General features: G+C 61.8%; 24 protein-coding genes and 1 pseudogene. 12 read left to right on the top strand and 13 right to left on the bottom strand.

Annotated features, from left to right (window positions below; translation table 11 throughout):
• Positions 1-3: 3 nt before the first annotated feature.
• The 4 genes and pseudogenes from C4N04_RS24955 to C4N04_RS24940 all read left to right on the top strand — a co-directional run bounded on the left by C4N04_RS24955 (position 4) and on the right by C4N04_RS24940 (position 1771).
• A complete protein-coding gene (locus tag C4N04_RS24955; RefSeq protein ID WP_039618517.1) occupies positions 4-432 on the top strand; it encodes a hypothetical protein in 429 nt (142 codons plus the stop codon).
• 253 nt (positions 433-685) lie between these two features.
• Positions 686-1120, top strand: a complete 435-nt coding sequence (locus C4N04_RS24950) for a hypothetical protein (protein ID WP_245425657.1) — start codon at positions 686-688, stop codon at positions 1118-1120.
• Positions 1119-1394: pseudogene (locus C4N04_RS24945) on the top strand (DUF1515 domain-containing protein); the annotation flags it as partial. The gene C4N04_RS24950 and the pseudogene C4N04_RS24945, both read left to right, overlap by 2 nt.
• Before the next feature lie 191 nt (positions 1395-1585).
• Positions 1586-1771 carry a hypothetical protein gene (locus tag C4N04_RS24940; protein ID WP_004669502.1) on the top strand — a complete coding sequence of 62 codons (186 nt, stop codon included), beginning with the start codon at positions 1586-1588 and terminating at the stop codon, positions 1769-1771.
• A gap of 303 nt (positions 1772-2074) precedes the next feature.
• Here the strand turns inward: C4N04_RS24940 and C4N04_RS24935 are convergent, their stop codons facing one another.
• Together C4N04_RS24935 and C4N04_RS24925 are read right to left on the bottom strand one after the other, a co-directional pair.
• Positions 2075-2275, bottom strand: coding sequence for a hypothetical protein (locus tag C4N04_RS24935; RefSeq protein WP_106797270.1), 201 nt, complete (start codon positions 2273-2275; stop codon positions 2075-2077).
• A gap of 432 nt (positions 2276-2707) precedes the next feature.
• Complete coding sequence (locus tag C4N04_RS24925) at positions 2708-4210, bottom strand: DegQ family serine endoprotease (RefSeq protein ID WP_106797268.1); 1503 nt, start codon at positions 4208-4210, stop codon at positions 2708-2710.
• A gap of 495 nt (positions 4211-4705) precedes the next feature.
• On the opposite strand from C4N04_RS24925, the gene C4N04_RS24920 reads away from it, so the two are divergent.
• On the top strand, positions 4706-5743 hold the full coding sequence (locus C4N04_RS24920) for a LacI family DNA-binding transcriptional regulator (protein WP_038687552.1): 1038 nt from the start codon (positions 4706-4708) through the stop codon (positions 5741-5743).
• A gap of 112 nt (positions 5744-5855) precedes the next feature.
• Positions 5856-6776 (top strand): LysR family transcriptional regulator, encoded by a 921-nt coding sequence (locus tag C4N04_RS24915; RefSeq protein WP_106797267.1) that lies wholly within the window; start codon positions 5856-5858, stop codon positions 6774-6776.
• Between the two features lie 34 nt (positions 6777-6810).
• On the opposite strand, the gene C4N04_RS24910 is transcribed toward C4N04_RS24915, so the two are convergent.
• Together C4N04_RS24910 and C4N04_RS24905 are read right to left on the bottom strand one after the other, a co-directional pair.
• Positions 6811-7764: an NmrA/HSCARG family protein gene (locus tag C4N04_RS24910; protein WP_106797333.1), complete on the bottom strand. Its 954-nt coding sequence runs from the start codon at positions 7762-7764 to the stop codon at positions 6811-6813.
• 196 nt (positions 7765-7960) lie between these two features.
• Complete coding sequence (locus tag C4N04_RS24905) at positions 7961-8932, bottom strand: quinone oxidoreductase (RefSeq protein WP_106797266.1); 972 nt, start codon at positions 8930-8932, stop codon at positions 7961-7963.
• Between the two features lie 71 nt (positions 8933-9003).
• Here C4N04_RS24905 and C4N04_RS24900 point away from each other — a divergent pair, with 71 nt between their 5' ends.
• Positions 9004-9870 carry a LysR family transcriptional regulator gene (locus C4N04_RS24900; RefSeq protein ID WP_184313585.1) on the top strand — a complete coding sequence of 289 codons (867 nt, stop codon included), beginning with the start codon at positions 9004-9006 and terminating at the stop codon, positions 9868-9870.
• An 82-nt stretch (positions 9871-9952) separates the two neighbouring features.
• On the opposite strand, the gene C4N04_RS24895 is transcribed toward C4N04_RS24900, so the two are convergent.
• From C4N04_RS24895 to C4N04_RS24875, 5 genes are all read right to left on the bottom strand, one after another.
• Positions 9953-12250 carry a PBP1A family penicillin-binding protein gene (locus C4N04_RS24895; RefSeq protein WP_106797264.1) on the bottom strand — a complete coding sequence of 766 codons (2298 nt, stop codon included), beginning with the start codon at positions 12248-12250 and terminating at the stop codon, positions 9953-9955.
• 102 nt (positions 12251-12352) lie between these two features.
• Complete coding sequence (locus C4N04_RS24890) at positions 12353-12994, bottom strand: redoxin family protein (protein WP_077994711.1); 642 nt, start codon at positions 12992-12994, stop codon at positions 12353-12355.
• Between the two features lie 421 nt (positions 12995-13415).
• Entirely contained in the window at positions 13416-14912 is a 1497-nt protein-coding gene (cysN, locus tag C4N04_RS24885; protein WP_106797263.1) for a sulfate adenylyltransferase subunit CysN, read from the bottom strand.
• Position 14913: 1 nt separating this feature from the next.
• Positions 14914-15867: a sulfate adenylyltransferase subunit CysD gene (gene cysD, locus C4N04_RS24880; RefSeq protein WP_038687572.1), complete on the bottom strand. Its 954-nt coding sequence runs from the start codon at positions 15865-15867 to the stop codon at positions 14914-14916.
• A 114-nt stretch (positions 15868-15981) separates the two neighbouring features.
• On the bottom strand, positions 15982-16740 hold the full coding sequence (locus C4N04_RS24875) for a phosphoadenylyl-sulfate reductase (protein WP_106797262.1): 759 nt from the start codon (positions 16738-16740) through the stop codon (positions 15982-15984).
• Positions 16741-17159: 419 nt separating this feature from the next.
• On the opposite strand from C4N04_RS24875, the gene C4N04_RS24870 reads away from it, so the two are divergent.
• The 4 genes from C4N04_RS24870 (at position 17160) to C4N04_RS24855 (ending at position 19054) form a co-directional block, all read left to right on the top strand.
• On the top strand, positions 17160-17606 hold the full coding sequence (locus C4N04_RS24870; RefSeq protein ID WP_010034604.1) for an Rrf2 family transcriptional regulator: 447 nt from the start codon (positions 17160-17162) through the stop codon (positions 17604-17606).
• Positions 17607-17712: 106 nt separating this feature from the next.
• Positions 17713-18099: a DUF6152 family protein gene (locus C4N04_RS24865; protein ID WP_038687577.1), complete on the top strand. Its 387-nt coding sequence runs from the start codon at positions 17713-17715 to the stop codon at positions 18097-18099.
• Positions 18100-18105: 6 nt separating this feature from the next.
• Positions 18106-18579: a DUF6644 family protein gene (locus C4N04_RS24860; protein ID WP_106797261.1), complete on the top strand. Its 474-nt coding sequence runs from the start codon at positions 18106-18108 to the stop codon at positions 18577-18579.
• A gap of 67 nt (positions 18580-18646) precedes the next feature.
• On the top strand, positions 18647-19054 hold the full coding sequence (locus C4N04_RS24855; RefSeq protein WP_039618543.1) for a transcriptional regulator: 408 nt from the start codon (positions 18647-18649) through the stop codon (positions 19052-19054).
• A 15-nt stretch (positions 19055-19069) separates the two neighbouring features.
• On the opposite strand, the gene C4N04_RS24850 is transcribed toward C4N04_RS24855, so the two are convergent.
• The 4 genes from C4N04_RS24850 to betI all read right to left on the bottom strand — a co-directional run bounded on the left by C4N04_RS24850 (position 19070) and on the right by betI (position 23590).
• Positions 19070-19507: a VOC family protein gene (locus C4N04_RS24850; protein WP_096770853.1), complete on the bottom strand. Its 438-nt coding sequence runs from the start codon at positions 19505-19507 to the stop codon at positions 19070-19072.
• Positions 19508-19587: 80 nt separating this feature from the next.
• Positions 19588-21237, bottom strand: a complete 1650-nt coding sequence (gene betA / locus C4N04_RS24845) for a choline dehydrogenase (RefSeq protein ID WP_038687584.1) — start codon at positions 21235-21237, stop codon at positions 19588-19590.
• A gap of 209 nt (positions 21238-21446) precedes the next feature.
• A complete protein-coding gene (gene betB, locus C4N04_RS24840) occupies positions 21447-22910 on the bottom strand; it encodes a betaine-aldehyde dehydrogenase (RefSeq protein ID WP_106797260.1) in 1464 nt (487 codons plus the stop codon).
• Between the two features lie 5 nt (positions 22911-22915).
• Positions 22916-23590, bottom strand: a complete 675-nt coding sequence (gene betI, locus C4N04_RS24835; protein ID WP_106797332.1) for a transcriptional regulator BetI — start codon at positions 23588-23590, stop codon at positions 22916-22918.
• A gap of 150 nt (positions 23591-23740) precedes the next feature.
• Between betI and C4N04_RS24830 the strand changes: the two genes are divergently transcribed.
• Entirely contained in the window at positions 23741-24319 is a 579-nt protein-coding gene (locus tag C4N04_RS24830; RefSeq protein ID WP_106797259.1) for an HdeD family acid-resistance protein, read from the top strand.
• Positions 24320-24418 lie beyond the last annotated feature (99 nt).

Genomic DNA, 24418 nt, shown 5'->3' with positions numbered 1-24418 from the left:
GATATGACATCGAATGACGATATCCTGCGCGCCCTCGGGCGCGTGGAGGGCCGGCTGACCGGCATCGAGGAAAATGTCGCGCTGCTGCGCCAGGAGATGAGCGAGGAAAAAGCCAATGCCCATGAGAGCCGAGCCGTGATCCACAAGCGCCTCGACGAGCAGGCAAGGCAGATCGCCCATCTCAATACCAGGGCGGCGATCAGCGGCGGAGCCGATGCGCAGCTCCGCGACGAGATCCTGACGCTCAAGGAAACCGTCGAGAAGAACCAGGAAACGGTTGCCCCGGCGCTCGAAGAGTGGAAACGGATGAAAACAATCGGCTATGGCATCTCTGGGCTGATTGCCTTCGCCGGCCTGACGACCGGCGGGGTCATTGCCTATGCGAGCGACGGAGCGGTGGGGGCGTTGCGGCATTGGCTGAAGATCAACTAGACGCGCTTTGCCCGGCCTTACCAATTGCTACGACGAAGGTCGGGTTGTGTTTGTGTATAACTGACTTCGAGGTTGAGTAACCCATTTGATCAGGCATAGTCAGGGCATGCTTGATCTCTCGTTCCCTTGGCCCATCGGTCCCATTCCAATAGCCATGACTGCTTGGGCGTCTTACGGTCTTTACCGTGCAGTTGTAACACGCGATGGAGTTACGTGGGCTTCAGTAGTTTCAGTACTGGGGCTGGTGGCATTCATGGCAGCACTCACTGCCCAAGTCGTGAGGCCCGCCATCGACCAGACACTTGCTCTGATGATAGCCCAACTTCTCGGAACGGGTGCGTGCTTCCTGCTTGGCAAGTTCCTGTGGTCCGTTCAAAAAACGAAACCGGAGCTGTCTCTCAGGCGTCCCGGCGTGAAAGAGTTTCGCGGCATGGGCATCTGCCTGAGTGTCCTGCTTGTTGTTGACGGGCTTTTCTTTTTGTTTCTCGACGCCGGGAAGTGTGAACATTTCATAGGATACATGGCTGATAAGTGCGCTGGGCAGGAATTATTTATCGGAATTCATGACTTTCCAATCGCAGTTTATATTGGAGTTCTCATGGGCGTTCCTGCAGTAGCTGGACTAAGTCTCGGAATCTGGGCGCTGTTTGCCGGCCAATCCAGTGCGAAAAACAGTGTTGGCGATTGAGGCCAGGTGGCAGATCGCCTAGCTCGACACGAGAGTGGCAATCACAGGCGGAGCGGAACGCGCAGACCGCGCCGAGATCGGCACGCTCAAGGAAACCGTTGAGAAGAACCAGGAGACCGTCGGGCCGGCGCTTGAGGAGTGGAAACGGATGAAATCGATCGGCTACGGCATTTCGGGGCTGATCGCTTTTGCCGGACTGACGACCGGCGGGATTGTCGCCTATGCCAGCGATGGCGCGGTGGCGGCGCTCAGGCATTGGTTGAAGATCAGTTGAGCAAGATCATCATTCCTGGTGCTCGCAATCCAGCATGTGGCGGAAACATTTCCAAGTAAACGCAGCAAAGCGCCAGCCGCCCGGTTTGATATATTGCTACAGCCGAAGCTCAACCAGCATATCGAAATTTTAGCATTCTCTAACGAACCAAACCGCCGTCTGTTTGTTATCCTTTTCAGGAGGAAACAGACATGAAGAGCATGAACAATCGCCAAGTTCGCATTCCCGGTCCGCGGGAGCATGATGTCGCGGAGCATTGCCGCAAGTTTGGCATTGGGCCGGCGGAGGAGAAGAAGCTGAAAAAGCTGCTCGGGTCTCACGCGCCGCTACACGAGATCCAGGCCAATGCGCCGCCGCGCCAGCCGAAATGGCGGTGACTTGCTGTCTGTATTTCCGAAGACGGAAGCAGAAACTCCGGCAGCTACAAATAGTGTAGTAAATTTTTACTCGGGCTGCGCGACTGTGCCTCACGGAATATTTCCGTATCGAGAAATAAGTTAGGAAATACTCTGCCGTTTCAGTATCTCCACTCGGAACTTCCGGCGCGAGCCGGTGTTTTGGTCGCAGGGCCGCGTGGCAGGGTTTTCGTCTCCTGTATCCCCTGCTACCCCTGCAGGCGCTGCGCGGCCCACTGAAACCACCCTTGGCTGGGGCGGCATGCGGTCGTCCGCGCCGGCCGTTCAATGCCGCAGTTGGCGCGACAGCATCAGAATGTAATCATCTGCAATGTCGGCGACCACCATGGCCGCTTCCGCCGGCGCAAAGCCCCAGCCGACCGCCTCGGCGACGATCTTCATCACATGCGCTTCAAGCGCCTGCCGGCAGTCCGACACAGTTTCGACATGCGGGCATTTGGCACGAAATTCCACGACATTGCTCATGGCATATCCTCCGTTTGATGTTGCTGCGCCCTTGCTGCATGAAGCCGGTCTCTCCAGGGAAAGGCGGGCTATGGGTCCGGTGAGCTGTTCCGGACAATTAGTAATCGTGAAAATACGATGGCATAGGGCGGGGGGCATTCAAGCGGATGCTGATATTAAGGTAAGCCGGTAGGGTTAATTCGCCCGGCGGCAGCATGTTGCCGCACGCCGGCTTGTCAGGCAATGGCGCAACAGCTTGTTTTGGTGTCGCTTTCCGGCACGGAAAACCGCCGGCCTCGTCGGGTTTTCGCCGAAAATGTCGGAATTTACCATGCGGAGCGGCGGGAATGGCCCGGAGGCTGCAGCCATGTGCCGGGCCGGGACGGAGGCAAGGAAGAGCCCCTCTCCACGGGCTTCCATCTCCAGTTCGGATGACGCAACGAGCCGCCCCTCTCAGGCCGCGGCGAAGGGTACGGCGACAAAGGTTTTACTACCGTCGCGTTCGACGAGCAGCAGCACCGATTTGCGGCCGGCCTTGCCGGCTTCGGCGATCGCAGCCTTGACGTCGCGGGCATTGTGCACCGGCCGGTCGTTGACCGAGACGATGATGTCGCCCGACTGAATGCCGGCAGCGGCCGCCGATTTGTCGGGATTGACGCTGGCGACCACGGCGCCGCTGACGGAGCGCGGCAGGTCGAGCTGCCGGCGCACGTCGGGCGTCAGGTCGGCAAGGCCGATGCCGAGGCTCGGCTGGCCCGAAGCCTGGCCCTGCGTTTCCGGGTTTTCGGCCGCCGCCTGTTTCTGGCCGTCCTCGTGGGTGCCGACGGTGACGTTGAGATCGATCGTCTTGCCGTCACGCCAGACGCCGAGGGATTCCCGCGTGCCGGGCGAAAGATCGGCGACGAGCCGCGACAGGTCCTTCGGCGTCTTGACGGCCTCGCCGCCGACCGAGGTGACGATATCGCCGGGTTTCAGGCCGGCCTGGGCGGCCGGCGTATCGGCGGACACGGCGGCCACCAGCGCCCCGCCTGTTTTGTCGAGACCGACGGCATCGGCGACGTCTTTGGTGACCGGCTGGATCTGCACGCCGAGATAGCCATGGTCGATCGAGCCGTTCTTCTCAAGCTTGGCGACGATCGCCTTGGCCTCGTCGGAGGGAATGGCGAAGCCGACGCCGACGCTGCCGCCGTTCGGCGAATAGATGGCGGTGTTAATGCCAACCACCTTGCCCTCGCGGTCCACGAGCGGGCCGCCTGAGTTGCCGTGGTTGATCGGCGCGTCGATCTGGATGAAATCGTCATAGGGCCCGCTGTGCAGGTCGCGGCCGCGCGCCGAGACGATGCCGGCCGTCACCGTGGTGCCGATGCCGAAGGGATTGCCGATCGCCAGGATCTGGTCGCCGAGCTTTAGCCTGTCGGAATCGCCCCAGGCGATGGTCTGCAGCGGCTTGCCGGCCGTAATCTTCAGCACGGCGACATCGGATTTGGGATCGGTTCCGATCAGCTTGGCCGGCAGTTCGGTGCCGTCGTCGAGCGTCACCTTGATGTCGAGAGCATTGTCGATGACATGATTGTTGGTGACGATGACGCCGTCGGGGCTGATGATGAAGCCGGAGCCGAGCGCCATCGCATGCTGCGAGGGCCGATCGCGCGGCGCCTGCCGGGGCAGGGGGATGCCCTGATCCTCGAAGAACTGGCGGAATTGTTCGTCCATTGGCGATTGCTGATCGGCGCTGACGTCGCTCGCCTTCATCGTCGTGGTGATGGTGACGACAGCCGGCTTGTCGGCCTCGACGATTGCGGCGAATGAGCCGCCTGCGGCCAGGATGCCGCCGCTATCCGAAGGGGCGGCCAGCGCGGTCGTGCTGTTGATCGCAAAGGGCAGGCAAGCCGCGCCGGCGATGATGGCGGCTCCGACGAGCGCTGCGGTGCGGTGTTTGCGGAGGGTGTGTGACATGGCGGTAATCCCTTGGGCGGTCGCCCTTTGGAAGAAGATTGGCTTTTGATGGCGTCGTGGTTCCATGTCATGGGACCTGGCGTCGGATGGCGTATGGCGCCAATTCTCTTTGGGACACGCGCAGTCGTCGGGGGCGGCGGCCTGGCGAATGGAAGAATTCGCGCTTGGGATTCATATGATCCCGCCGGACCGATTTACAAATTAAATATCGATCATGTTTATATTGCCGATTTGTAAGGTTTCACTTGGGTTTACCTTCATTTTCCACCGCCGCTCAAGGCGGCTGCGCGCATCGGCAAATGCCGACTGGTTCTCTCAGGCATATCCCCTCCGCTCGGATTTCCATCGAAAACAATAGGCTTATTGGCAGCAGACGATCCCGCTGCCTGCGCGAAATATGTCGTCATCATACGATGTTAGTAGACTCTAAATTATTTCTTCTGCAGAAAGTAATGGCGGAGAATCGCCGAGTCCGCAGCGGCAGACGGGGAGGCGATGAGCAAGTCGGTGGAGCGGGGGAAGAAGCCGAGGCGCAGCGCGCCTGTGAAGCTCAGCGATGTGGCGAAGAAGGTGGGTGTCAGCCCGATCACCATCTCGCGCGCGCTGCGCAATCCCGAAATCGTCTCGGAGGATCTGCGCGAGGAGATCCTGCGCGCGGTCGAGGAGATGGGCTATATTCCTAATCTCGCCGCCCGGGCGCTGGCCGGCCGCCACAACGGCATCGTCGCCGTCATCACGCCCGCCTTGCACCAATACGGCTTTACCAGCCTGATGGTCGGTATCGAGGATCGTTTCCGCGACACCGATCTCACCGTGCAATATTCCAATACGCTGCGCCATGCCGAGGGCGAAGCCGGCCTGTTGAAATCCTTCCTGACGCAGAAGCCGGCCGGCGTCATCATTGCCGGCGCAGAATCCTACCGCGATCTTCTGCCGCTGATCGACAATGCCGCCTGTCCCATCGCCCATGTCACCGATCTCAGCCAGGAGCCGCAGAAGCTGGTCGTCGGCCTCGATCATTATACGGCAGGTGCCGAACCCACCCGCTTCCTGTTGTCGAGAGGCTATAAGAGGATCGCCTTCTTCGGCCGCGGCGCCGATGTCCGCTCGCGCCGGCGGATAGAAGGCTATGAGGCGGTGATGCGGGAAGCCCGGTGTTTCGACCCCGCTCTCATTATCGGCGGCGATGCGACAAGCCGCACCGGCCTCGGCAGGGAACTGTTTGCCCGGCTGATCGAACGCGTGCCCGATGTCGATGCCGTCTTTGCCCAGAGCGACGAACTGGCGCTCGGCGTCCTTATCGAATGCAAGGCGCGCGGCATCCGCGTGCCGGAGGAGGTCGGCATCTGCGGCTTCAACGATCTGGAATTCTCCGCCTTCATCGAGCCGTCGCTGACGACGGTGTACATCCCGCGCCAGGACATCGGTTACCGCGTCGCCGACATGCTGCTGCGCGCCATCCGCGACGAACCGCCTGACGAAGACAGGGTCAATTGCGGTTTTTCGATCATCCCGCGCGGCTCGACACGGTGATCTGTTAAGACACCGCGACAATAGGCGTGTAGGCGAGCCTTGCTGAAGCCTGGGCTGGGCATCATCGGGACTATTCCGTATATGGACAGAATGACAATCACTGTGCTCAAAAATGGATAAGCTAGGCTTGTCTTTCGACAGAATGCGTACCTTTGTTCGCGTCGCCGAGCGCGCCAACCTGTCGGTGGTCGCAAGGGAGCTGGGCGTCGGCCAATCCACCGTGACGCGGCACCTCAATGAACTGGAGGAGGCTGTCGGCGTGGCGCTTCTCAGCCGCACCACGCGTCGCGTCACCCTGACGGAGGAAGGCAGTCGCTATTATACCAACTGCCTGCAGATCTTGCGCCTGGTCGAGCAGGCTGCTGAAGAAGCCAGAGATGCCCGCCAGGCGCCCGCCGGCGCAGTTCGCCTTTCCTGTACGGCAGCGCTTGGCGTCATGCATGTCACGCGAATGATTTTTGCCTTCCAGGACAGGCATCCTGATATCCGCATCGATCTCAACCTGACGGACGAGCGGATCGATCTGGTTCGCGAAGGCGTTGACGTGGCGCTGCGTCTTGGACCTCTCTCCGACAGCTCGATGAAACTTCATGCGGTCGGAGAGAGCCAGCGCCTGCTGGTCGGCGCTCCGGCTTATCTGTCCGCTCGGGGACGGCCGGAGCGCCCGGCCGATCTGTCACGCTACGAAACCGTCGTGATGTCCAACGTCGCAGGCAGCAATCAGCTCCTTCTTTCCGCTCCCGACGGCGCCAGCCTGACAATCCCGGTCAGCGGGCGGTTGCGTGTTGACCACGGGCTTGCGGCGCGCGCAGCCCTGGCCGCCGGGCGCGGCATTGGTCCTACTCATCTCTGGCTGGTTCACGATCTTCTCGACGATGGCCGGCTCGAGGTCGTGCTTGGAGACTATCAGCCTTTTCCGGTTCCGGTGAGCTTGCTGATTGTGCCGGAGCGTGCAGCCATTGCCCGGGTTCGGCTCCTCGTCGACTTTCTTGCCGCCGAGATCGCCAAGCTGCCGGGCATCCGGCCATCGTAAGTCTTTGAAGCATGCCGTTATCGCGAGAAGGGCTTCAAGCTCCGAAAGACCGCTTGTCGCCGCGCCACCCCGACGTCCGCAGAAACTGCTCCCAGTTGAGCGTCTCGGGAGCCAGGCGCCGGCTCCATTCGAGATCGTGCTCCTTGCCGAAATAGCCATACTCGACGGCATATTCGACCATCCCGAGAAGCTCTCGAACGAAAAATTCGTTGGCGGCAAACTCCGGAAAATAGTTGAGCAGGCCCTCCCTGTCGAAAGCGTTCCGATACTCGGCCTTGCGGCCGGTCACGCGTTGAAAGGTTTCGACCATCTCCCGCGGAGAAATGATCTCGCCGATGACCGGCAGCGTTTTGCCGTTGTAGCGCTCGGGGTGTGAGAAGATCTCGAGCACAACCGGTCCGGTCGCGGTCAGCGGATCGACAAAAGGTGCGGCGAAATCTTCAGGAAGATAAATCGGCAACTGCAGGGTGTCACCTTCCATGCGAGGCGCATAATATTCAATTAGATTGGTGTAAAAGAATGCCAGCATGATGAAGGAATGCGAGACCGGCAGGTCGCGAATGTAATCTGCAACGCTGGCCTTGTCGGTAAAATGCGGGGCATATTTCGTCCCACCGGTGATCTTGTCGACATTCTCGAGCGTGCTGAACACAATATGCCCGACGCCGGCCTCCACCGCCGCATCCGCCAATTGCCGGCCGAGAGGCGCCTCGATTTCCTCCGGCGCGGCGATCGGCGGCGTCATCACAAACGCGCCATCCGCGCCCTTGAAGGCGGCAACGAGATCCTCCTGACGGCCGAGTTCGAGAGGCACGGTGACGATCTCAGCGCCGAGTCTTTTCAGACGTAAAGCTTCCGGCGAATCCTTTCTGCGCGTGAAAGCGCGGACGCGGAAGCGCTGGCTTCCAAGAAGTGTCGCAACGACGCTGCGCCCCTGTTTGCTCGTTGCACCGGTAACCGCGATCAGCGGCTTATTGTCTGTAGACATGGCTTTCATCCTTCCCTTCATTGGCTGCCGGCTGGATAGCCGGGCGTCTCATGCCGGGAGGGCGGTCGGCCAATGCCGATAGCCCACCTCAATGGCAGGCACCTTTAGCTCAACACGGACTACAGCTGTAGATATCTATAATGCATAATATAATGCCGATTTTTGGATAAATGACCGAGGCCTCTCCTATCAGCACTCAGGGTATCAGCAGGATACTGCCCGCCGAGCGCCCGGATTCCATCTCTTCGTGCGCCTTGGCAACATCGGCCAAACGGTATTCGGCAGCGATCTGCGAAACGATTCCTGTTTCCATCGCGCCGACTGCAGCGAGCGCGGCCTCGCGATACTGTGCGATGTCAGCACACCAGGCCATGATGCTCGGATGGCAGAGGGCCTTGCCCGGGCGAAGTTCCTCGACAGGCACAGGCGGAATGGCACCGGCGGCCTGACCGATGGTGACAGCCATGCCGAATGGCCGGACAGAGCGTATGGTTTTGAGGAGCGTGTCGCCGCCTATGCCGTCATAGGCGACGTCTACGCCGAGCCCGTTCGTCAGCCGCTTTACTTCCGCGACGACATCGGCGTCTCGTCCAACGATAAGGTGATCGGCTCCACATGATGCGGCGAGCACGGCCTTCTCGGCAGAACCGACCGTCCCGATCACCGTGGCATCCAGCGATTTGGCCCAGCGAACGAGGATGCTGCCGAGCCCGCCCGCGGCAGCATGAATCAGAACCTGCATTCCCCCACGCACATCATAAGTCTTTTTGAACAGCATGTAGGCCGTCATGCCCTTGAGAAGCGAACTTGCTGCCGTTTTTGCTGAAACGGCATCCGGAAGCTTGATCGCCCTTTCAGCGGCAATATTCCGCGCGGAGCGATAGGCGCCAACCGGAGGCCCGGCATAGGCGACGCGGTCACCCCTTCTGAACATCGAGACGCCGGCGCCGACGTCCTCGACGATGCCCGCCGCCTCGGCGCCGATCACTGAGGGGTAGGACGGCATCGGATAAAGGCCCTTTCGGTGATAGACGTCGAGAAAGTTGGTTCCGATCGCCTCATGACGAATTTTGATCTCGCCGTCACCGGGAGGCTTGCAATCATGCTGCTCGACATGGAACTGGGTGACATCGCCGGGGGCGCTCAGCCATACGATTTGCTCGGTCATCGCTCGTGCTCTCCTTTATGCCGGAAAATTAAGCGATGGCGTGATGTGTGAAAATTCCCTATTGTTTCACAATGATTGGGAGAGAATTCACAAATATCGACTGGGACGATCTTCGGCATTTCCTGGCGCTCGCCCAGTCGGGAACGCTGCTTGGCGCCGCAAAGCAGCTCGGCGTCGAACACGCCACGATAAGCCGGCGGATTTCATCGCTTGAAGCCAGTCTCGATCGCAAGCTCGTCGACCGGCGCGGACGGCGCATAAATTTGACCCAGGACGGCGAGCAGGTTGCCAGGCATGCAGCTCTCGTCGCGGTCCAGACAGCGGCCATCGAGCAGCTCGGTCGCAGCAGCACGACGGAATTGCGCGGTCACGTCAGGATCAGCGCGCCCCCCGCACTCTCGAGCGTGCTGCTGGCAAAGCCGATCGCGGCCGTCAGGCGCGACCATCCCGGCGTTGAGATCACGCTTGTCGGAGAAAAGCGCCTCGCCTCGCTGAACAGACGAGAGGCCGACATCGCCGTGCGGATGTCGCGTCCCGAGGACGGCGATTATTCAATCGTCAAGCTCGGCGAGACAAGGTTTCACCTTTACGCAACAAAGACCTATCTTGAAACCGTTCCACCGCAGGACTGGACCTTCATCGGCTACGACGAAACCATGAATGCCTCGCCGCAACAGTTGCGGCTGATCGAGCTGGCTGCCGGCCGGCCGATCGCGGTCAGGTCGTCCGTTCTGGAGTTTCAGGCCGCAACCGCAGGTTTTGGCGCAGGGGTCGTCATGCTACCCGATTTCGTCGTCCTGGAGTCCAGCGGTCTCCAGCGCATCGAGACGGAACATCCTTTGACGAGAGAGGTCTGGCTGGTTGTTCATTCGGATATCAAAGACGTCCCCTCCATTCGCGTCGTCATCGATGCGCTGAAAGACGTTCTGGGGGAGTAGTGCGTCTGGTTCGCGGGCGCCTGCTGCAGCTGATCGGAAACACCGCACGCCGGGCGAGCATGGCCGGCGCTCTGGAGCCACTTTACTTTTCGCAGAGCCGTCGGCCGCCGGAATAGGGCTGATAGGTACAATCGGATGGCCGGAAGGAGCGGTAACTGCGCGAGCAGGCGCTGATGTTGCAGGACTGCGGTGCGCCTTGACCATCGACTGCCGCTTCGGCCGATCGCACGCCGTTCAGCGTCGGTTCGGTCGTCGCCCCGCGGATGAAGTCCCGCCAAATATGCGCTGGCAGGCTGCCGCCCGTCACCCCCTTCATCGGCGCGTCATCATCATTGCCAACCCAGACACCGACGACGAGCGCGTCCGTGAAGCCGACGAACCAGGCATCACGATTGTCCTGGCTTGTGCCGGTCTTACCGGCCGCAAAGGTGCCGGGATCGGCGCCGCGTCCAGTGCCGTGCTCGACCACCAACTGCAGGAGGCCGAGGAGATCGGACTGGTAGGGGGAAAGATCGACATTCGGCTTTGATTGTTGGCCAACGCGAAATGTGTTGGGCTGCCCTGCCGCCTGGAAGTCGATGATGCCCCAGGGCTTGACGGGTGCCCTGCCGAGTTGGACGGAGGCATAGGCGCTGGTGAGGTTGAGCAGATTTACTTCGGATGTGCCGAGTGCCAAAGACGGCGTATCGGCCAGTGGCGCGTCGATGCCGAGTTCGCGGGCTGCGGCAATCACATTGTCGAGACCGACCTCTTCGGCAAGCGTCACCGACGCGGCATTCAGCGATCGCGCGAAGGCCTCGGCAAGCGTTACCCAACCGCGATAGTCGCCACCGGAATTTTCCGGCGACCAGCCGTTGATGTCGATTGGCGCGTCCAGAACCGAGTCAGACAGAGTGAGCCCAGCCTTCAACGCTGCGTAATAGACGAACAGTTTGAAGGTGGAACCCGGCTGGCGCATCGCGGTGACGGCGCGGTTGAACTGGCTCGCCTTGTAGTCGCGCCCGCCAACCATCGCAACGACCGCGCCGTCCGGCGTCATCGCAACCAACGCCGCCTGCGATGCTCCGACCGTCTTTCCCTCACCGTCCAGGGCTCTTTTCACCACCCGTTCGGCGATCTGCTGCAACTGCGGCACCAGCGTGGTGCGTACCGTGGTCGAGCCTGGCGAGGCGCCGGCGATTTCGCTCGCTTGCGGCGAAATCCAGTCGGCAAACCAGCTTCCGGAGCGCGGCGTCGGCGTCGTCGGGTGCAGCTTGGCAAAGCTCGTCTTGGCCTCCGACGCCTGTGGCGCGGTGATCTTGCCATTGGCCGCCATCGCGTCGAGAACGACCATGGTGCGCTGCCGGGCGCCTTCGAAATTATCGATGGGATTCCATTGGCTCGGCGCCCGCAGCAATCCCGCCAGCATCGCCGACTCCGGCAGCTTGAGGGCACCGATGTCCTTGTTGAAATAGATGCGGGCGGCGGCAGGCATGCCGGTGGCGCCGGCGCCGAGATAGACGCTGTTGAGATAGCGCGTCAGGATTTCCTCCTTGCCGAGCTTCCACTCCAGCCAGAAAGCGATGACGACTTCCTGGATCTTTCGTTTTATGGTTCGGTCGCTGTCGAGATATTGCAGCTTGATGAGTTGCTGGGTGATCGTGCTGCCGCCCTCCACCACCGAGCCTGCTTCCAGGTTCCGCAGAAGCGCCCTCGCGATGCCTCGGGGGTCGATGCCGAAATGATCCATGAACCGGCGATCCTCGATTGAAAGGACGGCATCGATCAGATGCGGCGGGAACTGGTCATATCGCGCATATGGACCCTGATAAGGCCCCTGTCTTACCAACGGCGCACCGTCAGCGGTTTCCAAAACGACGACCGGCTTTAACGTTCCATCGCGGATTTCACTCCACGGCACGTCTTTCAGTGCCCACACCAGCACGCTTCCGACGAGGAGGCAGACAAGAAGCGCGAACCCCACCGCATATTTCCGCCAGCCCGCGATGAGCCATGCGCTCCGTCGACTTTCACGCGGCTTTGAGCGCCGGTCGCGAATGCCGCGCCCGGCTTTGACCAAGGCTGTCGTCATCCATTTATGGGGCGCCGACGCTGTTCCAGGCCGCGCCGACCTCCTCAGCTTCGCCCCCCAAGACAATACGGCCGCCTTGACCTTCGCCAAGGCAGAATTTGCCTGCAGATCTTGGCGTATCGCACGCAACAGAGTTCTGGCAGCCTGCCTGGTTTGCTCGAAGGATCCATGCGGCGGCTGCGGGTCGTCGCTTTGGGCGGTTGCTGGTGAATCCAAGGTGGCCGCTGGCGCTGCCGGATCCAGGTTCTGATTGCGACCCGAACTCGAACCGCTAACGCTTTCACCTGTGGATTCGGGAGAATGGGGCATCGGTTACCGCTAAAAAAGCCAACGCAGCATCACCTTTATAGACGGGTGATGCCGAGTGTTCTACCGCAAAAGGCCCAACCGGACGGTGGGAGTATTTCGTTGTCACAGTGCGACTTGGGAAGCTACCGATATCAATTCCTGGGAATTCGGTGCCTTGAACGTCTGCACCCCAGGCTCCAGAACTTCCGTGAAGCTCCAGCGTACGATGCCCTCCCGGTCGATGAGGAACTGACCGACAAGCTGTCCCTTGTCGGCAGTCATCATCTGCCGGTCGGCCTCGGTAATTGGATAGCCTTCCTTCTCGTTGATAAATTCATCCATTGCCATCGGGTTCATCGGCTCGGGCAACTCGCCCGGAAGATCGATCCGTATCGCCATGACCGCGTCGATCCCGACCTCGGGTAAGCCGAAGGCTCGGTGCGAAGCCTTTATCGGGTCGGAAGCCGCAAGAAGATCGGGTATCGGATGGTAGCGGAAATAGAGCCGCGCGCGTTCGACCGGGGTGTTTACCACAGCCAGGGACTGAACGCCTTTCTCACGCAGCATCGGGTTGAGGTAGGCCATGGCCGCGACATGGCGCCGGCAGAACGGACAATGCAGGCCTCGAAACAAACCGATCAACAAGGGGCTGCGGCCACGAAAATCATCAAGTGCGATCTTCCCCTCGCGCGAGATCGCGTCAAACACAACGTTCGGGACCGGGTCGCCCGGTTGCAGCGGATGGTCGACATAGGGCGTGGACATGGACAACCTCCTCGCTCGGGGATCAGTCGAGAAAAGGCGCCACGTCAAGTCGAGGTCGAAATGAGCGTTGCAAGGCATGACCTCTCGTCTTACCGCATCGCCAGGATCTGATCTAAAATGGTCCCACATCGGCCCGCGGGCAAGCGCCAGACAGCGAATCGTGAACGGAAGACGTCCGTTTTCTGCAAAAGATATTTTTGGGCGCCCCTAGAGGCCGGCAGAGAAAATTTAAGTTGAGGGAGCAGCCACACGGCACATCGATCAGCCCTCAACCTGAGGTGCCCCGAAGTGGCCTCGAAGGACGGGGGCGGGTGATGAGCACTCCCCATCGTCCTCGAAGAGACGCCGGTGGCCGCCCTCGTCCTTCGAGGCCCCCTTCGGGGCACCTCAGGATGAGGGCGGAGGGAGCCCTAATCTCCTATCAGATATCGCTCGCAGCGCTCGACCACAGGTCGGCGGCTTCGGCGGCCGTCATGCGTCGCACCTCGGCCTCGTGGCTGCGGCTGGCGAAGAGTTCGCTGGCCATGATCTGTTCGGCGAGATCGGCCGGCAGCGAGAGGATGACGCGGGCGTCGCCGGTGTGCAGGCCGCCGAGTTCGGTGCGTTTGCCGGTCACCATGCCGCCGGCGACCGTGTTGTTGGTCTCCGGATCGATCAGGATGAAGGAGCCGGACTGGCGGTTCTGTTCATAGGGATCGAAGATCGCCGCTTCGTCGAAGGAAAGCCGCACTTTGCCGATCGCGTTCATGTAGAGCCGCTGGGCGGCGTTCCAGGTGCCGGTCTTCAATTCCAGTTGGCTTAACGGCTGCACCTGGACGCGCTGGCGGCGCGAACCGCTCTTCAGCCAGTAGCGTTTACCGGGCTCGATGCCCTCGGGCTGCAGTGCAACGATCTGCGCGTCGAAGGCGAGGCCGACCTGCGGCTGGGCATCGATCGAGACGATCATGTCGCCGCGCGCCACGTCGACCTGGCGGTCGAGCACCAGCGTGATCGCGTCGCCGGCGACGGCGGCATTGCGTACGAGATCGAAGGTGACGATCTTGGAGACATTGGCGACCATGCCGGACGGCAGGATCATGACGCTGTCGCCCGGCTTGACCGAACCGCCGGCAACCGTGCCCTGATAGCCGCGGAAGCTTTCGCCGGGGCGCGAGACGCGCTGGACCGACAGGCGGAAGCCGACCGTCTGCGACGAACGCACGGTCGCCAGCTCCAGCGTCTCCACCAGCGTCGGGCCTGTGTACCAGGGCATGGCGGCCTGGCCGGAATAGACGACGTTTTCGCCCTTCAGCGCCGACATCGGAATGGCGGTGATCTGCTTGACGCCGAGCGACAGGGCAAATTCCCGGAATTCATGGCTGATCTTGTCGAAGCCGGCGCGGTCGTAGCCTGTCAGGTCGATCTTGTTGACCGCAAGCACGAACTGCTTGATGCCGAGCAGCGAAGCGATGGTCGCGTGACGGCGCGTCTGTTCCAGAATGCCGAAGCGTGCGTCGACCAGCAGGATGGCGAGGTCGGCGGTCGAGGCGCCGGTCGCCATGTTGCGGGTATATTGTTCGTGGCCGGGCGTGTCGGCGACGATGAAGGAGCGCTTGTCGGTCGAGAAATAGCGATAGGCGACATCGATGGTGATGCCCTGTTCGCGCTCGGCCTGCAGACCGTCGAGCAGCAGTGCGAAGTCGGGCAGGCCGAGATCGTTCTGCTTGCCGGTGGAATCGCGCTGCAGCGTGGCGGCCTGGTCTTCCTTGACCGCCTTGGTGTCCCAGAGCAGGCGGCCGATCAGCGTCGACTTGCCGTCATCGACGCTGCCGCAGGTGATGAGGCGCAGCGGGCGCGAGTCGCGCTGGGCCTTCTGCGGCTCGGCCGCGGGGAGGCTGACGGCGGTTGCGGCCGAGACGGCGGTGTTGGCTGCGGTCATCTCAGAAATATCCTTCACGCTTCTTCTTTTCCATGGAGCCGGACTGGTCGCGGTCGATGGCGCGGCCCTGGCGTTCGGACACCGTTGCTATTTCGAGTTCGGCGATCACCTCTTCCAGCGTGGTCGCCTGCGAGCGGATGGCGCCGGTCAGCGGGAAGTCGCCGAGCGTGCGGAAGCGGATCATGCCTTCCTGGCGCACTTCGCCGGGCAAGAGTTCGAGGCGCGGATCCTCGGCCAGGATCATCATGCCGTCGCGCTCCACGAACTTGCGCTTCTTGGCGTAATAGAGCGGCACCAGCGGAATGTCCTCGGCCTGGATGTAGCGCCAGATATCGACCTCGGTCCAGTTCGACAGCGGGAAGGCGCGCACGCTCTCGCCCTTGCGGATCATGCCGTTATAGACGTTCCAGAGTTCCGGACGCTGATTGCGAGGATCCCAGCGGTGATCGGGCGTGCGGAAGGAATAGATGCGCTCCTTGGCGCGGCTTGCCTCTTCGTCGCGCCGCGCGCCACCGAAGGCAGCGTCGAACTGGCCGGCATCGAGCGCCTGGCGCAGGCTCTCGGTCTTCATGATGTCGGTAAAGGCGGCCGAACCATGGGTGAAGGGCGTGATGTTTTCGGCCGCACCGCGCGGATTGATGTGCTCGATCAGGTCGAGATCGTACTTCCTGGCAGTCTCGTCGCGGAAGGCGATCATCTCGCGGAACTTCCAGCCGGTGTTCACATGCAGGAGCGGGAAGGGCACGCGGCCGGGATAGAAGGCCTTGCGCGCCAGGTGCAGCAGCACCGAGGAATCCTTGCCGATCGAATAGAGCATGACGGGACGCTCGAATTCGGCCGCAACCTCGCGGAAGATATGGATGGATTCGTTTTCCAGCGCCTTCAGATGCGGGTCGAGCGGCGCTTTGGCGCTCTGGGGATTGCTGAGTTCCGTATCCGGACGGCTATCGGGCATGTCTTACTCCAGGCTGTCGATCTTTGCGGCTGCCCGCAAACAATTCCTTGATGTTGGCTTCCCCAAAGGCTGCGGCGGTCGCCGCGCCCTGATTGGGAAAGCCGTGAGGGTTGATTATTGTGCGGCGATCACCGAGGCCTCTTCGGCGACATGCAGGCCGCATTCGCGCTTCTCGTCCTGCTCCCACCACCAGCGGCCGGCGCGCTCCGGCTCGCCGGGCTTGATCGCCCGGGTGCACGGCTCGCAGCCGATCGACGGATAGCCGCGGGCATGCAGCGGATTGACCGGCACGCCATTGTCGGAAACGAAGGACTTGATTGCCTCCAGGTCCCAATCGGCAAGCGGGTTGACCTTCAACAGGTGCCGTTCGGCGTCATATTCGGCAAAGGGCGTCTCGGCGCGGTTGGCCGATTGGCCGCGGCGGAGGCCGGTGATCCAGATCGTTGCACCCTCGAGAGCGCGCGCAAGCGGCTTCAGCTTGCGCACGCCGCAACAGGCATGCCGGGCTTCAACGCTTTCGTAGAAGCCGTTCAGGCCGTATTTCGCTGCATAGGCGTCGATATCGGCCTTTTCGGGGGTGAAGCGCTGGATATGGATGTCGTACTGGGCTTCCGTCTCCTCGATCAGCGACAGCGTCTCGGCAAACAGCCGGCCGGTCTCGAGCGTCGCGATGTCGATCGGCAGGCGGTGCGTGCCGATCTCGGCGCTGATCACCTGGTCCTCGATGCCGAGCGAGGTGGTGAACACGACGCGCCCGCCAAGGCATGCCACCAGCGACAGACGTCCGGCAAGGTCGAGGCCCGCCAGCTTGTCGTTCAGCGCCTTGGCTTCCGCAATCGGCCCTTCTTCCGCAATCGTATCGATAACAGTCATGAGAATCCTGTCCTTTGTTGACCGGAGTATCGCAGTTCAATCCTGGATCGGACAGAAAAAGGGATTTCGAAAGCTGCGGCCGGAGGAGCAAATATCTCTCCGAAGCTGCCGCAATGCAAAAAAACAGCCGCCCGAGGATAAAAATCCCCGCGAACAGCTAGTATGTCTACAAAAATAGTAGAGTTACACGCAGCCTGTCAATTCGAAATCTGAAGTGATGGCGAAAAAGGTGCGGAAGCCACAGTTTCGGCGTAGATTGAATAAGCTTGGCTAAGGGCGAAAAACAAGGCCAAAACGCTTGTTCCTCAAGGCTTTCTCCGGCGCGTTCAAATTCCGTTCATGCTGGCTGTGCCATAGAGGCTGATGTACCTGTGAAGCGGCGCGGAATTCGCGCCGCATGTGTGTGTCGACGGTCCGAGATGATTACGCAAAAGGCGAAATATGCGCTGCGGGCGCTGACGGTTCTGGCGGATGCCGATGCCGACGAACCGGTGATGATTTCCGACATTGCCGCGCAGCAGAAGATCCCGAAGAAGTTCCTCGAACAAATCCTGCTCGACCTGAAACATCACGGCATCGTCGTCAGCCGCCGCGGCAAGCAGGGCGGTTATCTGCTGCTGAAACCCGCCCACACCATCACCTTCGGCGAGATCCTGCGCATCATCGACGGCCCGATCGCTCCGTTGCCGTGCCTGTCGATCACCGCCTACCGCAAATGCGACGATTGCGACGGCGAACAGACCTGCGAAATCCGCCACGTCTTCGCCAAGGTCGCCGACGCCACCCGCAAGGTGCTGTTCTCGACGACCATCGCCGATGCCGTCGGGCCGCGGCATGGCGCCGAAGTCACCCGCCTGCTCGCCTGAGCATCGCTCGAGAGTCTGCGGGACCCTTCTTCAAGATTTGGTGAAATGCCTTTTCTCGCCGCTGCGATGCTCCACCTGCCTGTCCATTCGGGTAGGGAGAAGATCCATGTTTGCAATTTCGACAAAGCATCTGCTGGCGGCCGTTGGTCTGTCGGCTGCCCTGGCGACGAGCGCTGCCGCCCATCACGGCTGGTCATGGGCCGAGGCGGATCAGATCGAGCTTCGCGGCACCATCGAGAAGATTTCCATGGGCGGGCCGCATCCGACGCTCGACGTTGCCACAGCCGATGACGGCGTCTGGCGTGTCGAGCTCGGCAATCCGCGCCAGACGGAACGCTCCGGCTTCGTCGAGGGCGTCGCCAAGCCCGGCGATCAGGTGATCGCTCTCGGAAACCGTTCGCAGGATCGCAGCGAGAAGCGGATGAAGGCCGTGCGCATCACCATCGGCGACAAGCGCTACGATATTTATCCCGACCGCATCCGGACGAACTGACCTGTCGTGATCGCCGTCCTCGAATGGCTGTCGGCCACGGCGCCCGCGGTTGCGCTCCGGCGCTCCGCAATGCTTTACATGTTCGTCAATGCCGGCCATATCCTTTCGATCGGCCTTCTCGTCGGCGCCATCCTGCCGCTCGATCTGAGGCTCGCCGGCTTCTTCCGCAAGGTGCCGGCGGAGATCATCGCGCCGTTTCTGTCGGGCGCGGCGGGCATCGGCCTTGCCGCGGCCGTCGTCACCGGCTTCTGTCTCTTCAGCGTGCGGGCTGTCGAATATGCCGCCAATCCCGCCTTTCTCACCAAGCTCGTCCTGATCGGGCTCGGCCTCCTCAACCTCCTTGCGGTCCATTTCGGGCCAGCGTGGAAGACGCTCATGACAACCGGCCTGATCCGGCCCGGCCTGCGCTTCTCCGCAGCCCTGTCGGCCGCAACCTGGATCGCCGCCCTGTTGGCCGGACGGTGGATCGGATTTCTGTGAAAGATTTCGTCGATTGCGAAATGAGTTTATATCAATAGGCTGAAGGAGCATGGAAGGGGTTAGGCCGATGAGCGCACTTGTAAAACTTGTAAGCGAGCACTGGACGCATGTGGCTCCTCTTCTTGCCATGCCGATCAACGAGGCTGAGTATGATCGTCTGGTGGAGCAGCTTGATGAGATTCTCGCTGAAGTGGGCGACGATGATGATCATCCTTTGGCCTTGCTTGCTTCTCGTATGGCGGACCTTGTTGAGGCCTATGACGAGCAGAACCGGCCGATGCCTCCGGTGACCGGAGCCGATGCACTTCGTTATATTATGGAGGAGCGGGGCCTCAGCCAGTCCGAGGTGCCGGAAGTCGGCGCTCAGTCCGTCGTCTCTGAGATCCTCAGTGGGAAACGGCAAATCAATCTCAGGCAGGCGCGCGCGCTGAGCGAGCGATTTCTCATGCCTGCATCAGTATTTCTCTCACTCTGACAGACCCCATTGCGCTCAGCCGAGTTCCTGGGCGAGTCCGATGAGAAGCCCCTCAGGACCACGGATATAGCAGAGCCGATACGCGTCCTTATACTGGACGACCTCGCCGACGAGCTGCGCGCCGCGCCTGCGGAGCCTTTCGAGGGTGTCGTCGATATCGTCGACGGTGAACATGGCGCGGAGGTAGCCCAGCGCGTTGACCGGGGCGCTGCGGTGATCTGCGATGACATCCGGCCTGAGGAAGCGGGAGAGCTCGAGCCGGCTGTGTCCATCCGGTGTGCGCATCATGGCGATCTCGACATGCTGATCGACAAGTCCGGTCACTCGTCCGGCCCATTCGCCGTCGATCGTGCCCTGTCCTTCGAGTTCGAGGCCGAGTTCGCGAAAGAAATCAATCGCCGCCGCGAGGTCTTCGACGACGATTCCGACATTGTCCATCCGCTTGAGCGCCATGTTTCCAACCTCCCAGCTGCCGTCCCAGGCTACAAGGTGCCGCCTGGCTTGACAACGGACGCTTGATCAGGCCTCCGCCGTCACCGATCGCTGACCGCCGCCCTTGGATTGACCCAGGGCTCCTGGTTCGAGCGCGCCAGCGGCTGCTTGCCGAGGATGTGGTCGGCGGCCTTCTCGCCGGTCATGATCGAGGGACCGTTCAGGTTGCCGTAGGTGACGTGCGGGAAGATCGAGCTGTCGGCGACGCGCAAGGCCTCGACGCCGATCACCCGGGTTTGCGGATCGACCACCGCCATCGGATCGTCCTTGGCGCCCATCTTGCAGGTGCCGCAGGGGTGATAGGCGCTTTCCAGATGTTCGCGCAGGAAGGCGTCGATCTCCTCGTCGCTCTGCACGCCTTCGCCCGGCTGGATCTCCGGGCCGCGATAAGCGTCGAAGGCCGTCTGCCCGAAGATCTCGCGGGTCAGCCGCACGCAATGGCGGAATTTCTCCCAGTCTTCCGGATGGCTCATATAGTTGAAGCGCAGCACCGGCTCGGCCTTCGGATCGGGCGAACGCAGCGTCACGCTGCCGCGCGATTTCGACAGGTTGTAGCCGACATGCACCTGGAAACCATGGCTTTTGGCGGCTGCCTTGCCGTCATAGCTGATGGCCACCGGCAGGAAATGATACTGGATGTCGGGCTGCTTCAGCCCGGGTGCGGAACGCAGGAAGGCGCAGGCCTCGAACTGGTTGGAAGCGCCGAGCCCGCCCTTCGACAGCAGCCATTGGGCGCCGGCCACCCCCTGCCAGAACCACGGCAGCCAGGAGTAAAGCGACACCGGCTTGGTGCTGACCTGCTGGAAGTAGAATTCCATATGGTCCTGCAGGTTGGCGCCGACACCTGGCCGGTCGGCCTTCACCGCAATGCCCATGTCCGTGAGATGCTGGCCGGGGCCGATGCCCGACAGCATCAAGAGCTTCGGCGAATTGAAGGAGGAGGCCGAAACGATCACCTCGCGATTGGCCTTCACCACCTCCACCTTGCCGCCGCGCTCGATCTCGACACCGGTTGCCCGGCCGTCCTCAATGACGATTTTCCGCGCCACACCGTAGACGATCCCGACATTTTTCCGCTTCAGCGCCGGTTTCAGATAGGCATTGGCGGCAGACCAGCGACGGCCGGCAAAGATGGTCTGCTCCATCAGCCCGAAGCCTTCCTGCTTGCTGCCGTTATAATCCTCGGTCGTCTCGAAGCCCGCCTGCTTGCCGGCCTCGATGAAGGCGCGAAACAGCGGATTGGTGAAGCCGCCGCGCTGGACATGCAGCGGCCCGTCGGTGCCGCGCCAGCCCTCCTCGCCGCCATGCGAATGCTCCATCCGCTTGAAATAGGGGAGAACGTCGGCATAGGCCCAGCCGCTGGCGCCGAGCTCCTCCCAGCGGTTGAAGTCTTCCGCATGGCCGCGCACATAGACCATGCCGTTGATCGAGGAGGAGCCGCCGATCACCTTGCCGCGCGGCGCGGTGATGCGTCGGTTGTTAAGGTTCGGCTCCGGCTCGGAGAGATAACCCCAATTGTAGCGCTTCATGCTCATCGGCCAGGCAAGCGCTGCCGGCATCTGGATGAACGGCCCGAAATCGCTGCCGCCCGCCTCGATGACGAGGACGCTGTTCTTGCCGTCCTCGGAGAGGCGATAGGCGAGGGCGGATCCCGCCGAGCCCGAGCCGATGATGACGAAATCTGCTTGCATGGTCCTGTCTTTCTCGATTTGCCCTTCGGCCGGCTGCTTGTTTGCCGCGCCTGCCCCTCATCCGGCTGCCGCCACCTTCTCCCCGTTCTGACGGGGAGAAGGGATCTTGCCGCAACCTGTCCGTTCCCCGCAGGCCTTTCGTCTGGCACGTCCCCTCTCCCCGCGTGCGGGGAGAGGGTTAGGGTGAGGGGCAGGCCGGAGCTTGTTACTCAATAAGGCGCCACCACCGGCCCCATGCCGACGTAGACCGTCTTCAGCTCGGAATAATGCTCCAGCGCCGCCAGTGAATTCTCGCGGCCGAAGCCGGATTGTTTCGAGCCGCCGAAGGGGATTTCGACAGGGCAGAGATTATAGGTGTTGATCCAGAGCGTGCCCGCCTCCAGCCGATCGACGACGCGGTGGGCGCGGGTGAGGTCGGCGGTGAAGACGCCGCCCGACAGGCCGAATTCGCTGGCATTGGCGCGGCTGATGACCTCGTCCTCATCGTCGAAATCGAGCACCGACATCACGGGTCCGAAGATCTCTTCCCGGGCGATGGTCATCTCGTCGGTCACGTCAGCAAAGACGGTCGGCTGCACGTAATAGCCTTCGCCGGAGACATTGTTCGGAATGCCGCCGCCGGCAATCAGGGTGGCGCCCTCGGCCTTGCCCTTCTCGATATAGGCGATCACCTTTTCGCGCTGGGCCCAGGAGGCCATCGGCCCGATCTGCGTCGCCTCATCCATCGGGTCGCCGATCAGCATCGCCTCGGTGCGCGCCTTCAGCCGCTTCAGGAACTCCGCCTTGATCCCCTTCTGCACGAAGACGCGCGTGCCGTTCGAGCAGACCTGGCCGGTCGAATAGAAATTGCCGAGCATAGCGCCGCCGACCGCCGAATCGAGATCCGCGTCGTCGAAGACGATGAGCGGCGACTTGCCGCCGAGCTCCATCGTCACATGCTTGAGATTGCCGGCCGCAGCCGCCGCCACCCGGCGCCCTGTCGGCACCGATCCGGTCAGTGACACCTTGGCGACATCGGGGTGATTGACGAGCATCGGCCCGGTGTCGCGGTCGCCCTGGATGACATTGAAGAGCCCCTTCGGCAACCCCGCCTCATGCAGGATCTCGGCGATCTTCAAGGCGCCAAGCGGCGTGTTTTCCGAGGGCTTGAAGACCATGGCATTGCCTGAGATGAGCGCCGGGGCAGCCTTCCAGCAGGCGATCTGCTGCGGATAGTTCCAGGCGCCGATGCCGACGCAGACGCCGAGCGGCACCCGCTTGGTATAGGCGAAATCCTGGCCGAGCGGGATATGCGAACCGTTGAGCCCGGCCGGTGCGACGCCGCCGAAGAATTCGAAGGCGTCGGCGCCCGAGGTCGGATCGGCGACGATCGTTTCCTGGATCGGCTTGCCGGTATCGAGCGTTTCCAGTTCGGAGAGCTCGCGATTGCGCTCGCGCATGATGTCGGCAGCGCGCTTGAGGATGCGGCCGCGCGCCATCGGGCTCATCGCTGCCCATTCCGTCTGAGCGCGCTTGGCCGCGGCAATCGCCTTCTCGACGATTGCGGGCGTGGCCGCATGCAGGCGGGCGATCACCTCGCCGGTCGCAGGATAAAGGCTCTCGATGACGGCGCCGTCGCTATCCTCGACATATTCGCCGTCGATGAAGTGCGAGGCGTTCGGCTGGGCTTTCATGTCATTTATCCATGGGGTTCGATGTGGTCGTTCCTTCTCCCCTGGGGGAGAAGGTGGCCCGCAGGGCCGGATGAGGGGGCGGCAGTCTCGGCCTTCACCCGCTGGGGAGAAGGGGAGGCGCCGGCCAGAAGCGCATTCAGATAATCCTCCGTCAGCGCGATCGAGGCTTCGATGCCGATCGGCGCCGATTTCAGACTCTGCCTGATATAGAGCCCGTCGATCATCGCCGCAGCGCCCTCGGCGACGCGTTCTGCGGCATCGGCCGGCAGGAGCGTCTTGAGATCGGCAAGCAGGTTGGAGCGAAGCCGTCGGGCATAGATCACCAGGAAGCGCCGCGTCTCCTCCGAGCGCTGCGCTTCGGCGTAAAAGGCAAGCCACGCGGCAATCGTCTCCGGCGCGAACTGGTCGGCGTGAAAGCTGACGCGGATGACCGCCGAAAGCCGGGCGCGCGCTGTCTCGGCGGCGCGCAGCGCCGCCACCGTATCGCTGCGCAATTGCCGCAGCAGCGAGCGGATCGTCTCGATCAGCAATTGCTCCTTGCTGCCGAAATAATGATGCGCAAGGGCTGGCGACACGCCGGCTTGGCGGGCGATATCGGACATGGTGACGGCAAGCGAGCCGTGGTCGCCGATCACCCGCAGCGCCGCATCGACAAGCGCCTTGCGGCGCAGAGGCTCCATTCCGACCTTCGGCAAACGGCATCTCCCATGAACACGGCGCCAGATTATTTTTGATTGACTGATCAATCAACAAAAATCTTTATCGGTTTGGCGAGCGCCGATCTTTCCCTGAAAACCTGCTGCAACATATCTGGATTCAGGAGGTGCATCATGGCCGATGTCTTTGAGGGAACCCCGACATCCCAGCTGCGGTCGAAATGGGTCTGGTTCGTTGGCCTCGGCGTTCTGCTGTTGGTCTGTGGTCTGATCGCGCTCGGCAATCTGATGCTCGCCACCGTCGTCTCGGTCTATTATGTCGGCATGCTGATGCTGCTCGGCGGCATCATCTATCTCGTCCACGCCTTCCAGGTGCGCGGCTGGGACCACGTGCTGTTCTGGGCGCTGAGCGGCCTCCTTTACGTGCTGGCCGGTATCGCGGCCTTCGTCAATCCGATCCTGACCTCGGCGGCGCTGACGCTGTTTCTGTCGCTCGCCCTTCTCATCGCCGGCGTCTTCCGCACCTGGGTCGGCAGGCGCATGAAGCCGGCCAAAGGCTGGGCATGGATCGTCGTCAGCGGCGTCATAACCGCCCTTGCCGGTTTCGTCATAGTGCTCGGCTGGCCGGTCAACAGCCTCTGGATCCTCGGGCTTTTCCTTGCCGCCGATCTCATCGTCCAGGGCTCGACGATGATCGCCTTCGGCCTCGGCATCCGGATTGAAACGGTGGAGAAGGGTGACCCGGCTTTTTGACAAGCAGATGCCTGGGGATTAGACTTGAAGGATTACCGGCCGATCCTAACTACTGGGATCATCCGATGTGCGAATGCACCACCGCATAATTCCTTAGAT

The organism is Rhizobium sp. H4 (assembly GCF_003013335.1).
In the GTDB taxonomy this organism is placed as follows: Bacteria; Pseudomonadota; Alphaproteobacteria; order Rhizobiales; family Rhizobiaceae; genus Rhizobium; species Rhizobium sophoriradicis.
The sequence above is the reverse complement of the archived record's forward strand: the minus strand, read 5'-3'. Positions and strand labels throughout refer to the sequence as shown.

Excerpts from the sequence above, each read along its gene's own strand:
- C4N04_RS24955 (WP_039618517.1), top strand. The coding sequence starts at position 4 with ATGACATCGAATGACGATATCCTGCGCGCCCTCGGGCGCGTGGAGGGC.
- C4N04_RS24950 (WP_245425657.1), top strand. The coding sequence starts at position 686 with ATGGCAGCACTCACTGCCCAAGTCGTGAGGCCCGCCATCGACCAGACA.
- C4N04_RS24940 (WP_004669502.1), top strand. The coding sequence starts at position 1,586 with ATGAAGAGCATGAACAATCGCCAAGTTCGCATTCCCGGTCCGCGGGAG.
- C4N04_RS24935 (WP_106797270.1), bottom strand. The coding sequence starts at position 2,275 with ATGAGCAATGTCGTGGAATTTCGTGCCAAATGCCCGCATGTCGAAACT.
- C4N04_RS24925 (WP_106797268.1), bottom strand. The coding sequence starts at position 4,210 with ATGTCACACACCCTCCGCAAACACCGCACCGCAGCGCTCGTCGGAGCC.
- C4N04_RS24920 (WP_038687552.1), top strand. The coding sequence starts at position 4,706 with ATGAGCAAGTCGGTGGAGCGGGGGAAGAAGCCGAGGCGCAGCGCGCCT.
- C4N04_RS24915 (WP_106797267.1), top strand. The coding sequence starts at position 5,856 with ATGGATAAGCTAGGCTTGTCTTTCGACAGAATGCGTACCTTTGTTCGC.
- C4N04_RS24910 (WP_106797333.1), bottom strand. The coding sequence starts at position 7,764 with ATGTCTACAGACAATAAGCCGCTGATCGCGGTTACCGGTGCAACGAGC.
- C4N04_RS24905 (WP_106797266.1), bottom strand. The coding sequence starts at position 8,932 with ATGACCGAGCAAATCGTATGGCTGAGCGCCCCCGGCGATGTCACCCAG.
- C4N04_RS24900 (WP_184313585.1), top strand. The coding sequence starts at position 9,004 with ATGATTGGGAGAGAATTCACAAATATCGACTGGGACGATCTTCGGCAT.
- C4N04_RS24895 (WP_106797264.1), bottom strand. The coding sequence starts at position 12,250 with ATGCCCCATTCTCCCGAATCCACAGGTGAAAGCGTTAGCGGTTCGAGT.
- C4N04_RS24890 (WP_077994711.1), bottom strand. The coding sequence starts at position 12,994 with ATGTCCACGCCCTATGTCGACCATCCGCTGCAACCGGGCGACCCGGTC.
- cysN (WP_106797263.1), bottom strand. The coding sequence starts at position 14,912 with ATGACCGCAGCCAACACCGCCGTCTCGGCCGCAACCGCCGTCAGCCTC.
- cysD (WP_038687572.1), bottom strand. The coding sequence starts at position 15,867 with ATGCCCGATAGCCGTCCGGATACGGAACTCAGCAATCCCCAGAGCGCC.
- C4N04_RS24875 (WP_106797262.1), bottom strand. The coding sequence starts at position 16,740 with ATGACTGTTATCGATACGATTGCGGAAGAAGGGCCGATTGCGGAAGCC.
- C4N04_RS24870 (WP_010034604.1), top strand. The coding sequence starts at position 17,160 with ATGATTACGCAAAAGGCGAAATATGCGCTGCGGGCGCTGACGGTTCTG.
- C4N04_RS24865 (WP_038687577.1), top strand. The coding sequence starts at position 17,713 with ATGTTTGCAATTTCGACAAAGCATCTGCTGGCGGCCGTTGGTCTGTCG.
- C4N04_RS24855 (WP_039618543.1), top strand. The coding sequence starts at position 18,647 with ATGAGCGCACTTGTAAAACTTGTAAGCGAGCACTGGACGCATGTGGCT.
- C4N04_RS24850 (WP_096770853.1), bottom strand. The coding sequence starts at position 19,507 with ATGGCGCTCAAGCGGATGGACAATGTCGGAATCGTCGTCGAAGACCTC.
- betA (WP_038687584.1), bottom strand. The coding sequence starts at position 21,237 with ATGCAAGCAGATTTCGTCATCATCGGCTCGGGCTCGGCGGGATCCGCC.
- betB (WP_106797260.1), bottom strand. The coding sequence starts at position 22,910 with ATGAAAGCCCAGCCGAACGCCTCGCACTTCATCGACGGCGAATATGTC.
- betI (WP_106797332.1), bottom strand. The coding sequence starts at position 23,590 with ATGGAGCCTCTGCGCCGCAAGGCGCTTGTCGATGCGGCGCTGCGGGTG.
- C4N04_RS24830 (WP_106797259.1), top strand. The coding sequence starts at position 23,741 with ATGGCCGATGTCTTTGAGGGAACCCCGACATCCCAGCTGCGGTCGAAA.